A 15,721-nucleotide genomic window follows, 5' to 3' on the forward strand; every position below is an offset into this window, starting at 1 on the left:
CTCAGGCAGCCGCCAGCCACAGATCGACCAACGCTGCCAGCGGCAGCACCGGGATGAGCGCATCGATACGGTCGAGCACACCGCCATGGCCGGGCAGCAGGTTGCTGCTGTCCTTCATGCCGGCGCGGCGCTTGAGCTGCGACTCGAACAGGTCACCGACCACGCTGGCGGCCACCATGAGGCTCAACACGCCGACAAAGCCGCCCCAGCCCCAGCGATTGAAGAGCTGATACTGGAAGGTCTCGCCCCCGCCCATGGACATGGCCACCGCCGCCGATATCACCAGCACGGCCAGCCAGCCGCCGATGGCACCTTCCCAGGACTTGCCCGGGGAAATGGTGGGCGCCAGCTTGTGGCGGCCGAACCCCTTGCCCGAGAAATAAGCGCCGATATCGGCCACCCACACCACCGCCATCACCGAGAGCAGATACAGCGGCGAATGCTGGAACAGGTCCACGATGGCCACGAAGCAACCGAGGATGGACAGCATGTAGGTAGCGTTGAGCAGGCGATTGCTGAAGGCCTCGATCCCGGGCAGCCCCAGCCCCAATGCCGGTACGAAGCGCAAGACCCACAACAGGACGCACAACACGTACAGGGCGCGCACGCTGGGCAGGCCCGAGAAGAACAGGATCACGCTGAAGACCAGCGTCCATACGGCCGCCCACAGGGTCGGCCGCGGGCTCTTGAAGAGTCGGAAGCATTCCCAAGAACCGGCGGCAAAAAATACCAGCACCGCCATGGCAAAGGCCGGGAAATAAGCGAAATACAGGATCGGCAACAGGATTGCCAGCAGGATCAACGCCGTGATGACACGCGTCTTGAGCATCAGGAAACCTTTTTCTGGTCCAGCACCTGGGCGCTGGTGCGCCCGAAGCGGCGCTCGCGTTGTTGATAGGAACCGATCGCCTGGTCCAGCGCCTTGGCATCGAAATCAGGCCAGAAAGTCTCGGTGAAATACAGCTCGCTATAGGCCAGCTGCCACAACAGGAAATTGGAGATACGCTGCTCGCCGCCGGTGCGGATGAACAGGTCAGGCTCGGGAGCGTAGGCCATGGCCAGGTAAGGGGCCAGCTCTTCTTCGGTGTAGTCGGTAGCACCCGGCTTGTCCTTGACCATCCTGGAGACAGCCTGCATCACATCCCAGCGGCCGCCATAGTTGGCACACACGGTCAGCGTCAGGCGCCTGTTGGCGGCCGTCTGGGCTTCGGCCTTGGCCGCCATTTCCTGCAGTTTGGGATCGAAGCGACTCATATCGCCGACGATGCGCAGGCGGATGCCATTGTTGGCCATCTTGCCCACTTCGCGCTCCAGCACCGTCATGAACAGACGCATCAGGACCGACACTTCGTCGGCAGGACGGCGCCAGTTCTCGGAGCTGAAGGCAAACAGGGTGAGAAATTCGATACCGCGCTCGGCGGCGGCCTCGACGATGGAGCGCACCGCGTCCACCCCCTTGGCATGGCCCGCCACACGCGGCAGGAAACGTTTGGTCGCCCAACGACCATTGCCGTCCATGATGATGGCAACATGGCGCGGTACCGCGGAGGTCTCCGGAACCGCCAGAGTTGAGCTTTGATGCTTCATGTAAATGATTTATTGCTTTTCCGTGCAAGGGAGGGAAGCGACTCATGGTAATGGGGCGGGGCCTCTTTGACAAACCGGCCAGTTCTGCCCCTACCGCCTTCCCCGCTCCCCGCCTGCACTTTTTCTGTCTTCGACTGGTCGTGCAGCGCGGTCGCCAGAGCAGCCGCGCGTGGGCCCTGCAAGGACGGCTTACACCGTCATGACTTCCTTTTCCTTCTCGGAGACCATCTTGTCGATGTCGGCGACGAACTTGTCGGTCAGCTTCTGGATCTCGTCCTGGCCACGGCGCTCTTCATCTTCCGAGGCGATCTTGTCCTTGACCAGCTTCTTCAGACCTTCGTTGCCTTCGCGGCGGATGTTGCGCACGGCGATCTTGGCATCTTCGGCTTCGCTCTTGACCAGCTTGACCATTTCCTTGCGGCGTTCTTCGGTCAGCGCGGGCATCGGCACGCGGATCAGGTCGCCATGGGTGGCCGGATTGAGGCCCAGGTCGGCTTCGCGAATGGCCTTTTCGATGACGGCGGCCATCTTCTTCTCGAAGGGCTGCACACCGATGGTGCGGGCATCGATCAGGGTCAGGTTGGCGACCTGCGACAGGCCGGTCGGCGAACCATAGTATTCGACCATGACCTGGTCCAGCAGGCCGGTGTGGGCACGGCCGGTACGGACCTTGGCCAGATTGGTCTTGAGGGTTTCGATGGACTTGGCCATCTTCTGCTCGGTATTTTTCTTGACGTCAGCGACACTCATGCTGCTCTCCTAACTTTGGTGCAATAACTTGGCTTGTCTTGATGGCAAATGCCTGAAAGACGGGCATTGTAAACGGGAATCCCGGCCTGCGGCCGGTTTCTGCACTGCAATATCGTTCAGATATGATCAGACGTGGACCAGGGTCCCTTCGTCGTCACCCATGACCACGCTCTTCAACGCGCCCGGCTTGACGATGGAAAACACCTTGATCGGCAGCTTCTGGTCGCGGCACAGCGCAAAGGCGGTCGCATCCATCACCTGCAGGTGCTTGGCGATGGCTTCGTCGAAGGAAATCGACTGGTAGCGGGTCGCTGTCGGGTCCTTCTTGGGGTCGGCGGTGTAGACGCCATCGACCTTGGTGGCCTTCAGCACGATCTGGGCACCGATTTCCGAACCACGCAGGGCGGCCGCGGTGTCGGTGGTGAAGAAGGGGTTGCCGGTGCCGGCAGCGAAGACCACGATCTTGCCTTCTTCCAGGTATTGCAGCGCCTTGGGGCGCACGTAGGGCTCGACCACCTGCTCGATGCCGATGGCCGACATCACGCGGGCCGTCAGGCCGGCCTGGCGCATGGCGTCGGCCAGGGCCAGCGAGTTCATGACGGTGGCCAGCATGCCCATGTAGTCGGCGGTCGCACGATCCATGCCCTGGGCGCCCGGCGCCACGCCGCGGAAAATGTTGCCGCCACCGATCACGATGGCCAGTTCCACGCCCAGTTTGCTGATTTCTGCTACATCCGCGACCATGCGTTCGATGGTCGCGCGATTGATACCGTAGGCGTCGTCGCCCATGAGTGCTTCGCCGGAGAGTTTGAGGAGTACGCGCTTGTAAGCTGGTGTTGTCATTGCAGGGCTCCGTGTTCTTTCCGAGGTTGAATTACGTATTGACGCGCCGGCACTCGCTGTAGCCCGACGAAATGGCGCATTTTCGTCATCAGGGATCGTCCGAACGCATGAGGGGATTGTGCTGCTGCGCCTTGATGTACTGCCTGTATTGCCTGTATTGCTGCTTGCTGCTTGCTGCTGGTACTGCAGATTCCGCCTGCCTTGCCCTGCCCTCATCAACGCCAGCCAATTGCTGACCCTGACTGTAGATGCGGACGGCCGCGAAAGTTCCCGGTGGCCGGCTTAAAAAAACGGGCCTCTCGGCCCGTTTTTCCTGCGACGCTTACTGAGCTTGTTTCGCTGCAGCCACTTGCGCTGCGACTTCAGCTGCGAAGTCGTCCTGCTTCTTCTCGATGCCTTCGCCGACCACGTACATGGCGAACGACTTGACGGTGGTATTGGCCGCCTTCAACATCTGTTCGACGCTTTGCTTGTCGTTCTTCACGAAAGCCTGGTTGAACAGGGACACTTCCTTCAGGTACTTCTGCACCGAACCGTCCACCATCTTGGCGACGATCTCAGCCGGCTTGCCGGATTCAGCAGCCTTCAGGGCCGCAACCGAGCGTTCCTTCTCGATCAGGTCGGCCGGCACTTGCTCGGCCGACAGAGCGACCGGCTTCATGGCGGCGATGTGCATGGCCACGTCCTTGCCGACCTGCTCTTCGGCGCCGTCGAACTCGACGATCACGCCGATGCGGGTGCCGTGCAGGTAGGAAGCCAGCTTGCCGGTGGTTTCGAAACGCTGGAAGCGACGGAACGACATGTTCTCGCCGATGCGGCCGATCAGTTCGGTGCGCAGTTCTTCCAGGGTCTTGCCGTCGGCCAGCTTGCAGGCGCCCAGAGCAGCCACGTCAGCCGGGTTCTGCTCGACCACCAGCTTGGCAGCGGCTTCGACCAGACCGATGAACTCGTCGTTCTTGGTCACGAAGTCGGTTTCGCAGTTCACTTCGACCAGCGCGCCGACCTTGCCAGCGATGTAGGTCGAGATCACGCCTTCTGCGGTGATGCGGGAAGAGGCCTTGGAAGCCTTGCTGCCCAGCTTGACGCGCAGAATCTCTTCGGCCTTGGCCATGTCGCCATCGGCTTCGGTCAGCGCCTTCTTGCATTCCATCATCGGCGCGTCGGTCTTCGCACGCAGATCGCCCACCATTGCTGCGGTAATTGCCGCCATACTTTTCTCCTGACTTGGAGGCATCCCGCATTTGCGGCATGCCTGAAACTCGAAAATTGAATCAAAAAAAAGGGGCCACTGCGTCACTACCCGCTGTCACCCCTTTTTGGACTACCGTACTACCGGAAGAGCAGAATCAAGCCTGCTCGACCTCGACGAATTCATCGCCCTTGACTGCTTCGACGACGTCGTTGACGGCGTTGGCGCGGCCTTCCAGCACGGCGTCAGCCATGCCGCGAGCGTACAGAGCGATCGCCTTGGCGGAGTCGTCGTTGCCCGGGATCACGTAGGTGACACCTTCGGGCGAGTGGTTGGTATCGACCACGCCGATGACCGGAATGCCCAGCTTGGCGGCTTCGGTGATGGCGCCCTTGTGGTAGCCGACGTCGATGACGAAGATGGCGTCAGGAATGCCGCCCATGTCCTTGATGCCGCCGATGGCCTTCTGCAGCTTTTCCTGTTCACGGGTGAACAGCAGGGCTTCCTTCTTCGACAGCTTCTCGACCGAACCGTCTTCGATGGCAGCTTCCATGTCCTTCAGACGCTTGATGGAGGTCTTGATGGTCTTGAAGTTGGTCAGCATGCCGCCCAGCCAGCGCTGGTCAACGTAGGGCACGCCAGCGCGTTGCGCTTCAGCGGCCAGGATGTCGCGGGCTTGACGCTTGGTGCCGACGAACAGGATGGTGCCGCGATTGGCCGACAGCTGGCGCACGTACTTGACGGCTTCCTGGTACATGCCCAGGGTCTTTTCCAGGTTGACGATGTGAATCTTGTTGCGATGGCCGAAAATGAAGGGGGCCATCTTGGGGTTCCAGAAGCGGGTTTGGTGACCGAAGTGGACACCGGCTTCCAGCATTTCGCGCATGGTAACGGACATGAATTTCTCCAGGGTTAGGTCTGGAATCCGCTCGGTCATCCGGCTCATGCAGCCGGACACCCTTTTAGCGAACGGATTCGCGTTTCAAAAGATTTTTACGACAGTTTTTACAACATATTGTCAAAGCCACATGAAGAATCCATTCCGCACATCACATTCGACAACCAATCTGTGGTTTCAGATCAGCCCGGCATTCTACTCGACCCTGCCCTTTTGTTCAAGTAGCACATGAAGCCAGGTCGCCCCGAGCGCACAAAACAGAAACCACCCCCGTCGTCTATAATCCTGACTTGACGATTTTCTAGCGAATTGCGATTCATCATGGGCAACATCACCATCAAGACCGCCGAAGACATCGAAGGCATGCGCGTGGCCGGCCGGCTGGCCGCCGAGGTGCTGGACTACATCACCCCCTTCGTGAAACCGGGCGTGACCACCGGCGAGATCGACCGCCTCTGCCACGAGTACATGACCAATGTGCAAGGCAGCATCCCGGCCCCGCTGAACTACTGTCCGCCGGGCTACACGCCCTACCCCAAGGCGATCTGCACGTCCCTCAACGACGTGATCTGCCATGGCATCCCGGGCGACAAGGTGATGAAGAACGGTGACGTGCTCAACATCGACGTCACCATCATCAAGGACGGTTACCACGGCGACACCAGCCGCATGTTCTTCCTGGGCGAACCCTCCATCCTGCCGCGCCGCCTGACCGAAATCACGTATGAGTGCATGTGGCTGGGTATCTCCAAGATCAAGCCCGGCGCCCACCTGGGCGACATCGGCCATGTCATCCAGCAGCATGCCGAAAAGGCCGGCTACAGCGTGGTGCGCGAATTCTGCGGCCACGGCATCGGCAAGGTCTTCCATGAAGAGCCGCAGGTGCTGCACTACGGTCGCCCCGGCACGCTGGAAAAGCTGGAAGCCGGCATGATCTTCACGGTCGAACCGATGATCAACGCCGGCCGCCGTGAAATCCGCGAAATGGGCGATGGCTGGACCATCAAGACCAAGGATCGCAGCCTGTCGGCCCAGTGGGAACACACCGTGCTGGTCACCGAGACCGGTTTCGAGGTACTGACGGTGTCGCCCGGCATGCCGGCGCCGCCCGCCTTCATCCAGAACCAGGTCGCCACCCCGGCGTGATCCTGGCCGCCGGAACCATGTGCCCATCCACGCTGCGCACAGTTTCCGGCACGAAACCTGCTTGGGGCCCGAAGCCGCATGGGGATGCGGCTTCGTTCACGTTTGGCGCCGCCCCGCCGCCTTGCCAGCACTGATTGTCTGATTGCCTACCACGATGCCCACACTCGCCATCACGCTCAAGAAACAGCTCAAGGCCGCGCGCCAGCAAGCCATCGAGGTGTTCCAGTCCAACCACAAGACCGAGCAGTTGCTGGCGCAGTTGCGCCGCAACGTGGATGAGGCCCTCACCACCGCCTGGGAGGAACTGGGCATGTCCGGCAACGCCGCCCTGGTGGCCGTGGGCGGCTATGGTCGGGGCGAGCTGTTCCCGCATTCGGATGTGGACGTGCTGATCCTGCTGGACCAGACCCCGGATGCCGCCAAGAAGGAAAAACTGGAGTCCCTGGTGCAGTTGTTCTGGGACATCGGTCTGGAAATTGGCCACAGCATCCGTACCATCGACGAGTGTCTGGATGAATCCGCCGCCGACATCACGGTACAGACCAGTCTGCTGGAAGCCCGCCTGGTGACCGGCAACCGCGCTCTTTTCAAGCAATTGCAGGAACGCTACCTGGCCGCACTGGACCCGCTGGCCTTCTTCCAGGCCAAGACCCTGGAAATGCGCCAGCGCCACATCAAATATGAAGATACCCCCTACAGTCTGGAACCCAACTGCAAGGAAAGTCCCGGCGGCCTGCGTGACCTGCAGGTGATCCTGTGGGTAGCCAAGGCAGCGGGCCTGGGCAATTCCTGGGGCGAACTGGCCGAGCACGGCATGCTGACCTCCACCGAGGCGCGCCAGTTGCGTCAGAAGGAACGCGCCTTCAAGGACATCCGCATCCGCCTGCACATCGTCACGGATCGCCGTGAAGACCGCCTGGTATTCGACATCCAGACCCCGATTGCCGAGACCTTCGGCTTCAAGACCACCGACACCCGGCGCGCCAGCGAATACCTGATGCAGCGCTACTACTGGGCCGCCAAGGCGGTCACCCAGTTGAACACCATCCTGCTGCAGAACATCGAAGCGCACCTGTTCCCGCAGCAGGCCGTGCCGCGCCCGCTCAACGAGCGCTTCAATGAAGTCAACGGATTCGTCGACATCGCCCATGACAAGGTCTTCGAGGAGACGCCTTCGGCCATGCTGGAAGTGTTTCTGGTACTGTCCGAGCATCCGGAACTCAAGGACATGTCCGCGCGCACCCTGCGTGCGCTGTGGCACGCGCGCTTCAAGATCGACAACGCCTTCCGCGCCAATCCGGAGAATCACCGCCTGTTCATGCAGATCATCCAGAGCAAGCGCGGCATCACCCATGCCCTGCGCGGGATGAACTCCACCAGCGTGCTGGGCCGCTATCTGCCGAACTTCCGCCAGATCGTCGGGCAGATGCAGCATGACCTGTTCCACGTCTACACGGTGGACCAGCACATCCTGATGGTGGTGCGCAACGTACGCCGCTTCACCATGAGCGAACACGCGCATGAATACCCCTTCTGCAGCCAGTTGATGGCCAACTTCGGCCAGCCCTGGGTGCTGTATGTTGCAGCACTGTTTCACGACATCGCCAAGGGCCGGGGTGGCGACCACTCCAAGCTGGGCATGGCCGACGCCCGCGCCTTCTGCGAGCAGCACGGCATCTCGCCGGACAATACCGAGCTGATCGTGTTTCTGGTCGAGCAGCATCTGGCCATGTCGCACGTGGCGCAGAAACAGGACATGTCGGACCCCGACGTCATCACCGCCTTCGCCCAGCTGGTCAAGGATGAGCGCCATCTGACCGCACTCTACCTGCTGACGGTGGCCGACATCCGCGGTACCAGCCCCAAGGTCTGGAACGCCTGGAAGGGCAAGCTGCTCGAAGACCTCTACCGCATGACCCTGCGCGTGCTGGGCGGAGAAGCCCCCTCGGCCGACCGCGAACTGAAGAACACCCAGCAGGAAGCCATCAAGACCCTGCGCCTCTACGGCCTGCCGGCCGATGCCCACGAAAAGCTGTGGAAGCAGCTGGACGTGGCCTACTTCCTGCGCCACGACGCCTCCGACATCGCCTGGCAGACGCGCTGCTTCTACGACAAGGTGGAGACCGGCGTACCGCTGGTGCGCTGCCGCCTGGCGCCCATTGGCGAAGGGGTGCAGGTGGCGGTCTACACACCCGACCGCCCCGACCTGTTTGCGCGCATCTGCAGCTATTTCGATGAAAAAAGCTTCAGCATCTTCGACGCCAAGATCCACACCACCCGCAACAACTACGCGCTGGATGCCTTCCTCATCAATGCGCCGGTGTTCGCCAAGAACTACCGCGACATCATCAACCTGATCGAGCACGAGCTCGGCGCCCTGCTGCTGTCGGAGGAGCCGCTGCCGGCACCGTCCAAGGCGCGCCTGTCGCGCCTGTCACGCACCTTCCCGGTCAATCCCTCGGTGGACCTGCGCCCGGATGAACGCGGCCAGTATTTCCTGCTGTCGGTCTCGGCCAATGACCGCGCCGGACTGCTGTATTCGATCTCCAACGTGCTGGCCAAGTATCGGATCAACCTGCACACGGCCAAGGTCATGACGCTGGGCGAGCGCGTGGAAGACGTGTTCCTCATCGACGGCCCGGGCCTGTCCCAGCCGCGCAACCAGATCATGCTGGAAACCGAGCTGCTCCAGACCCTGCGCATCTGACCCGCCTCACCCTGTCCGCGCTGCCGCCCGGTCTGGCGCGGCGGCGCGGCTGGCCGTACAATCTCACCCTCGCCGCTGGCCGGCCCTCCGTTTTTCGCAAGGCAATCCCCATGACTGAACCTGTACGACTTTCCAAACGCATGTCCGAACTCGGCCTGTGCTCGCGCCGCGAAGCCGACGAGTGGATCGAGAAAGGCTGGGTGCGCGTGGATGGCCAGGTGGTGTCGGTGCTGGGCAGCAAGGTGCTGCCGCACCAGAAGGTCACCGTGGAACGTCAGGCCAGCGCCGAACAGGCCCAGCGCGTGACCATCCTCATCAACAAGCCCATGGGCTACGTCAGCGGTCAGGCCGAGGATGGCTACAAGCCGGCCGTGGTGCTGGTCAATGAACAGTCGCGCTGGGCCGAAGACCAGACCGAGATGCGCTTCCACCCGCGCCAGTTGAAGAGCCTGGTGCCGGCCGGACGGCTGGACATCGATTCGGTGGGCCTCCTGGTACTGACCCAGGATGGCCGCATCGCCAAGCAGTTGATCGGCGAGGATTCGGCGGTCGACAAGGAATACCTGGTGCGCGTGCAATACACCCGCCCCGGCAAGCTGCCCGAATCCGATCTCAAGCGCCTGAACCACGGCCTCATCATGGACGGCAAGCCGCTGCGTCCGGCCAAGGTGATGTGGCAGAACGAAGATCAGCTGCGCTTCATCCTGCGCGAAGGCAAGAAGCGCCAGATCCGCCGCATGTGCGACATGGTGGGGCTGAAGGTGATCGGCTTGAAGCGCGTGCGTATCGGCGGGGTGAAGCTGGGTGAACTGCCGACCGGCCAGTGGCGCTATCTGCGACCGGACGAGAAGTTCTGAACGCGATCCCCTGGATGAAAAAACGGCCCTGACTCACCATCAGGGCCGTTCTCTTTTGCAGCAGGCAAAAGGGATCAGAGGAAGCGATCCAGAATCTTGCGGCTGTGCTTGTCCAGCGCCTTCTGGTCGCGGATCAGGAACTGGATGCCGTGACTGTCCGCAATCAGCAGTGCCGGCGCCGCCAGGCGACGGATGTCTTCCTCGCCCTTGAGCGTGAAGGTGGTGGTGCCACGCGTGGTCTGCACGGTCCAGTCGCTGGGCGTGGCGAAGGTGGAGACACTGACGATGCGCTGGATCTCCGGCATGAATTCGCGGCTGGCGAGTTCTTCCTCGATCAGGCGGCGCGTCGCGGCATCCACTTGATCCAGCGTGTCGATCCAGGCCAGCTCATGACCATCGCTGCTGACCAGAGATAGCCCGCTTTCAGGCGATGTGATCGGAAATGCACGCACCGGAATCACGTGCTCGTGCACACCGCCCTGGGCGTCGGTGAGCACCAGGCGCCCGAAAGGATTGCGTGCCAATGTGAAGGTTTGGGCAAAATTCATCGTGGTGCTCATGGCCTTATTCGCCCTTCTCTTCTTCGCTCACCGAGACCTCGGCCTCGCCATCAGGATTGCGCGCCTGGGCCTGGTAGAGCTTGTAGTAATGCCCTTCACGGGCCATCAGTTCTTCGTGGTTGCCGACCTCGACCACCTGGCCGCGATCCAGCACGACCAGGCGATCAGCCTTGCGCAGCGTCGACAGGCGGTGCGCGATGGCAATCGTGGTACGGCCTTGCACCAGGTTGTCCAGCGCCTTCTGGATTTCCTTTTCGGTGGTGGTATCGACCGAGGAAGTAGCTTCGTCCAGGATCAGGATGCGCGGATCAATCAGCAGCGCACGCGCAATCGAGATGCGCTGGCGTTCCCCGCCCGACAGCGCCTGGCCGCGCTCGCCGACCAGCGAATCGTAGCCTTGCGGCAGGCGCAGAATGAATTCATGCGCATGAGCGGCACGGGCGGCGGCGATGATTTCTTCACGCGTGGCTTCCGGCTTGCCGTAGGCGATGTTCTCGGCAATCGTGCCAAAGAACAGGAAGGGTTCCTGCAGCACCAGACCGATGTTGCGGCGATATTCGGAAATCGGCAGCGAACGAATGTCCACGCCGTCGATGCGAATCGCGCCTTCCGAGACATCGTAGAAGCGGCAGATCAGATTCACCATGGTGGACTTGCCGGAACCGCTGTGGCCGACCAGGCCGATCATCTCGCCCGGCGCAATGGACAGGCTCATGTTGCGGATCACCGCGCGGTTGCCGTAGCGGAAGCCAATGTTGCGCACTTCGATGGCGCCCTGCACCTTTTCCAGATGCACCGGATTGGCCGGCTCCGGCACGCTGGAGACGTGGTCCAGGATGTCGAAGATGCGCTTGGCGCCGGCCGCGGCCTTCTGCGTGACCGAAACGATGCGGCTCATCGAATCCAGGCGCGTATAGAAACGGCTGATGTAGGCCAGGAAGGCGGTCAGCACACCGACCGTGATCTGGTTGCTGGAGACCTGCCAGATCCCGAACACCCACACCACCAGCAAGCCCACTTCGGTCAGGAAAGTGACCGTGGGCGTAAAGAGTGACCAGATCTTGTTGACGCGGTCATTGACCATCAGGTTGTGCCGGTTGGCCTCGCGGAAACGCGCCACCTCACGCTTTTCCTGCGCAAAAGCCTTCACCACGCGGATGCCGGGAATCGTATCGGCCAGCACGTTGGTCACTTCCGACCAGATGCGGTCGATCTTTTCGAAGCCGTGTCGCAGGCGGTCGCGCACCACGTGGATCATCCAGGCGATGAACGGCAGCGGCAGCAGCGTCACCAGCGCCAGCCAGGGATTGATGGAGATCAGGATGGCCGCCGTCATGATGATCATCAGCACATCGATGGCGAAGTCCAGCAGGTGCAGCGACAGGAACACGCAGATGCGGTCAGTTTCCGAGCCGATGCGCGCCATCAGGTCACCGGTGCGCTTGCCACCGAAATATTCCTGCGACAGACGCAACAGGTGCGCATAGGTGGTGGTACGCAGGTCCGCGCCGATGCGCTCGGACACCAGCGCCAGGATGTAAGTGCGCGCCCAGCCCAGGCCCCAGGCCAGCAATGCCGCGCCCAGGAGGCCCGACAGGTAGAGCGTGGCCAGGTGGGTGTTGATGGGGGTGCCGTTCTGGAACGGGATCAGCACATTGTCCATCAGCGGCATGGTCATGTAGGGCGGCACCAGCGTGGCAGCGGTGGAGGCCAGCGTCAGCAGAAAGCCCAGCAGCAGCGAGCCCTTGTAGGGCTTGGCAAAGCGCGACAGGCGGAACAGCGCCCAGGTGGAAGGCGGCGCTTCCTTGGTCTCGGGACAGATGGCACAGGTTTCCTGGCCTTCCGGCAGCACGGCCTTGCAGGTCGGGCAGACGTCGCCCTCTTCCTCGACCTGTACGCCCGAGGCCAGCAGATCGCGTTGTTGCTCGAACAGCTTGATCAGGCGCAGTGCCTGCGGATTCTGGGCCAGCGTATAGCGCCAGGCTCCCTGGCGACCGGCGTCGTCGCACAGCTCCAGCGTCCCCACGCCGGCGTGGTCGACATGCTTGAGTTGCAGATCGGAGCGATAGGCCCAGTCCTGCCACGGCTGGCCGTCCGGTGCCGCGGCCAGCAGGCGACGGTCGGTCGCCAGCACCAGCGACGACTTGAAGTGCAGTTGGGCGTCCAGGTCCAGTTCCAGCCAGGCCAGTACGGATTCACCCGGGGCCAGGCGGGCAGCGGTCTCCGTCTGCCAGCGCTCGGGCAGGCTGGCGGTCGCGGAAGGAATTGAGTCAGTAGTCATGTAACGGCAGCGTTGAGGCCCGAAGTGAGCAGTGTGGCTATTGTTTTAGGAGGTGCAGGTCTCGCCGGACCTGTTGTCTTGATGCCTGCAGTGATGTGCCAGCGGGCAGCGCGGGATTATAGCGCAGCGGCCCCGACTGCCCATGCGCAATCTGCACCCGCTGCCCGTCCATTCCGCAGCAGCCCTTCGATAACGCGAGAAGCCGTCAAACGGTGCACCGGCATGTTCACTGGAAGAGACGCCGGGATGATCTTTCTCGCAAGATGCGAACGGCTGATCGACACAAGCCTTCAGTCAGTACAGGCATCGCCTGTTTTTTCCGCCCGTGTTGCCACGGCAGCGGGACAGTCTGCGACAATATCGTTCACATCCACCTCCAGCCTTCCCGCATGAACGTCGCAGCTCGCCTGGTTTGCCCTGCCCGCATGTCCCCACGCAGGGGCCGACCTTGATACCATCAAGGCAACTTTCGTTTTCATTCAGTTATTCCCTCTGGCAAATGCAGTAAACCAAAAGCCGCCCTGCGCGTTAGTGAACCATGCGTTATTCTGACAGAGCGCTGACCGGCCTGCCGGGTGGCGCTGCAGCATGTCCGATGCGGCCAACATCGGGCAGCCCTGTCGGGCAACTTGGGCGAACTTGGCTTGGGCAACTACCGCGGACCATCCACCACACATGAAAAACATCGAATTCCTCCGTTTCCTGAATCTCAAGGGCCCCAACATCTGGACCTACCGCTCTGCCCTCGAAGTGTGGATCGATATCGGCGAACTGGAAGATTTTCCCTCCAATACCATCCCCGGCTTTCCCGAGCGCCTGACCACCTGGCTGCCGACCCTGATCGAACACCGCTGCAGCTATGAAGAGCGCGGCGGCTTCGTGCGCCGCCTGCACGAAGGCACCTGGCCCGGCCACATCCTCGAACACGTGACCCTGGAACTGCAGAACCTGGCCGGCCTGCCCGGCGGCTTCGGCAAGGCGCGCGAGACCAATGTGCGCGGCGTCTACAAGGTGGTGGTGCGCGCCCGCCATGAAACGGTCACCCGTGCCGCCCTCTTTGCCGCCCGCGACCTGGTGATGGCCGCCATCGAAGACCGTCCGTTCGACCTCGATACCACCCTGCGCAAGCTGCGCCGCATGGTCGACCGCCTGTGCCTGGGCCCCAGCACCGCCTGTATCGTCGATGCCGCCGACGAGCGCCGCATCCCGACCATCCGTCTCTCCGAAGGCAACCTGGTGCAACTGGGCCACGGCTGCAAGTCGCGCCGCATCTGGACCGCCGAATCCGACCAGACCGGCGCGATTGCCGAAGGCATCTCCCGCGACAAGGATCTCACCAAGTCGCTGCTGCAAACCTGCGGCGTACCGGTCCCCGAAGGCCGCCTGGTGGATAGTCCCGAAGACGCCTGGGATGCCGCCCAGGACATCGGCCTGCCGGTGGTGGTCAAGCCTTGCGACGCCAACCACGGTCGTGGCGTCTTCATCGACCTGAATACCCGGGAAGAAATCGAGACCGCCTACAAGGTCGCGCTGGAAGAAGGTAGCGGTGTGCTGGTCGAACGCTTCGTGCCGGGCCTGGAACACCGCCTGCTGATCGTCGGCGGCAAGCTGGCCGCCGCCGCCCGCGGCGAACCCATCTTCATCGTCGGCGATGGCAAGTCCACCGTGCAGGAGCTGCTGGACGAACTGAACCGCGATCCGCGCCGCGGCCTGCTGGAAGAACACCTGCTGGACCCGGTGCTGCTGGACCGCGAACCGGCCGCCGTGCTGGAACTGCAGCGCCAGAATCTGACCACCGAATCGGTCCCCGCCGCCGGCCGCCGCATCCTGCTGCTGCGCAATGGCAACGTCTCCTCCGACATCACCGACCTGGTCCATCCCAGCGTCGCCGCCGCTGCCTCGCTGGCCGCGCGCATCGTCGGCCTCGATATCGCCGGCGTGGACATCGTGGCCGAAGACATCTCGCGTCCGTTGCAAGACCAGGGCGGTGCCATCGTCGAGGTCAACGCCGGCCCCGGCCTGCTGATGCACCTGAAGCCGTCGGATGGCAAGCCGCGTCCGGTTGGCGAAGCCATCGTCGACAACCTGTTCGGCCCGGAAGAAAACGGCCGCATCCCCATCGTCGGCGTCACCGGCACCCACGGCAAGACCACCATTTCGCGCCTGATCGCGCGCATCGTGCATCTGTCGGGCAAGCATGTGGGGCTGGCCTGCGGCGAGGGCCTCTACTTCGGCGAACGCCAGATCGAGCGCGGCAACCGCGCCACCTGGGATGCCGCCCATCGCGTGCTGTTGAACCGCGCGGTCGAAGCCGCCGTCTTCGAGAACGGCAGCGCCGCCATCCTCGCTGAAGGTCTGGCCTATGACCGCTGCCTGGTCGGCGTGGTCGCCAACATCGACCCCACCGACAGCCTGCCCGAGTTCTACATCGAAAACGCCGAGCAGATCGCCACCAAGGTCAAACGTACCCAGGTCGACCTGGTACTGCCGGATGGCGCCGCCGTGCTCAATGCCGACGACCCGCTGGTGGCCGACATGGCCCAGCTGTGCGATGGTGAAGTGATCTTCTTCAGCACCGATCCCGCGTCCGAACTGCTGGCCAGCCACCTCAAGGAAGGCGGCCGCGCCGTGTTCCTGCGCGATGGCGACCTGATCCAGGCCGACGGCGAGCGCCAGTGCAAGGTCAGCTCGGTCGATGCCATCCCGCTGACCGAAAACGGTGCCGTCGCCTACCAGGTCGAGAACGTGCTGGCCGCCGTCGGTGCCGCCTGGGCGCTGGGCATCGGCCCCGAGGTGATCCGTGCCGGCATCGAGCTCTTCGGCACCGAACGCGCCGAGGAACAAGGGCTGAAGTTCAAGAGCCAGGCCGCCTGAGCCCGGCAAGACCGACCGATTCAAGATCA

The 15,721-nt window shown here is 62.5% G+C and carries 12 protein-coding genes; 4 read left to right on the top strand and 8 right to left on the bottom strand.

Features of this window, described 5'->3' with window-relative positions; translation table 11 throughout:
- Position 1: 1 nt before the first annotated feature.
- The 6 genes from ACODSZ_RS06920 to rpsB all read right to left on the bottom strand — a co-directional run bounded on the left by ACODSZ_RS06920 (position 2) and on the right by rpsB (position 5,267).
- The gene (locus ACODSZ_RS06920; protein WP_008328431.1) at positions 2-829 is read right to left on the bottom strand and encodes a phosphatidate cytidylyltransferase; all 828 of its coding nucleotides are present in this window, start codon (positions 827-829) and stop codon (positions 2-4) included.
- On the bottom strand, positions 829-1,587 hold the full coding sequence (gene uppS, locus ACODSZ_RS06925; RefSeq protein ID WP_175342514.1) for a polyprenyl diphosphate synthase: 759 nt from the start codon (positions 1,585-1,587) through the stop codon (positions 829-831). Before uppS ends, ACODSZ_RS06920 begins: the two co-directional genes overlap by 1 nt.
- Positions 1,588-1,776: 189 nt before the next feature.
- On the bottom strand, positions 1,777-2,337 hold the full coding sequence (gene frr, locus ACODSZ_RS06930) for a ribosome recycling factor (protein WP_175342513.1): 561 nt from the start codon (positions 2,335-2,337) through the stop codon (positions 1,777-1,779).
- A 126-nt stretch (positions 2,338-2,463) separates the two neighbouring features.
- The gene (gene pyrH / locus ACODSZ_RS06935; protein WP_008328425.1) at positions 2,464-3,180 is read right to left on the bottom strand and encodes a UMP kinase; all 717 of its coding nucleotides are present in this window, start codon (positions 3,178-3,180) and stop codon (positions 2,464-2,466) included.
- Positions 3,181-3,502: 322 nt separating this feature from the next.
- A complete protein-coding gene (tsf, locus tag ACODSZ_RS06940) occupies positions 3,503-4,390 on the bottom strand; it encodes a translation elongation factor Ts (protein WP_488927315.1) in 888 nt (295 codons plus the stop codon).
- A 136-nt stretch (positions 4,391-4,526) separates the two neighbouring features.
- On the bottom strand, positions 4,527-5,267 hold the full coding sequence (gene rpsB / locus ACODSZ_RS06945) for a 30S ribosomal protein S2 (protein WP_175342511.1): 741 nt from the start codon (positions 5,265-5,267) through the stop codon (positions 4,527-4,529).
- A gap of 321 nt (positions 5,268-5,588) precedes the next feature.
- Between rpsB and map the strand changes: the two genes are divergently transcribed.
- The 3 genes from map (at position 5,589) to ACODSZ_RS06960 (ending at position 9,977) form a co-directional block, all read left to right on the top strand.
- Positions 5,589-6,413: a type I methionyl aminopeptidase gene (gene map, locus ACODSZ_RS06950; RefSeq protein ID WP_488927316.1), complete on the top strand. Its 825-nt coding sequence runs from the start codon at positions 5,589-5,591 to the stop codon at positions 6,411-6,413.
- A 154-nt stretch (positions 6,414-6,567) separates the two neighbouring features.
- Complete coding sequence (locus ACODSZ_RS06955) at positions 6,568-9,120, top strand: [protein-PII] uridylyltransferase (protein ID WP_488927317.1); 2,553 nt, start codon at positions 6,568-6,570, stop codon at positions 9,118-9,120.
- A 110-nt stretch (positions 9,121-9,230) separates the two neighbouring features.
- Entirely contained in the window at positions 9,231-9,977 is a 747-nt protein-coding gene (locus ACODSZ_RS06960; protein ID WP_175342508.1) for a pseudouridine synthase, read from the top strand.
- 74 nt (positions 9,978-10,051) lie between these two features.
- Here ACODSZ_RS06960 and ACODSZ_RS06965 read toward each other — a convergent pair whose 3' ends face one another.
- Positions 10,052-10,537, bottom strand: coding sequence for a cyanophycin metabolism-associated DUF1854 family protein (locus tag ACODSZ_RS06965; protein ID WP_175342507.1), 486 nt, complete (start codon positions 10,535-10,537; stop codon positions 10,052-10,054).
- Positions 10,538-10,541: 4 nt separating this feature from the next.
- Entirely contained in the window at positions 10,542-12,818 is a 2,277-nt protein-coding gene (locus ACODSZ_RS06970) for a cyanophycin metabolism-associated ABC transporter (RefSeq protein ID WP_488927318.1), read from the bottom strand.
- A gap of 675 nt (positions 12,819-13,493) precedes the next feature.
- Between ACODSZ_RS06970 and ACODSZ_RS06975 the strand changes: the two genes are divergently transcribed.
- The gene (locus ACODSZ_RS06975; RefSeq protein ID WP_175342505.1) at positions 13,494-15,692 is read left to right on the top strand and encodes a cyanophycin synthetase; all 2,199 of its coding nucleotides are present in this window, start codon (positions 13,494-13,496) and stop codon (positions 15,690-15,692) included.
- Positions 15,693-15,721: the final 29 nt, after the last annotated feature.

This window comes from Herbaspirillum sp. FG34 (assembly GCF_057809315.1).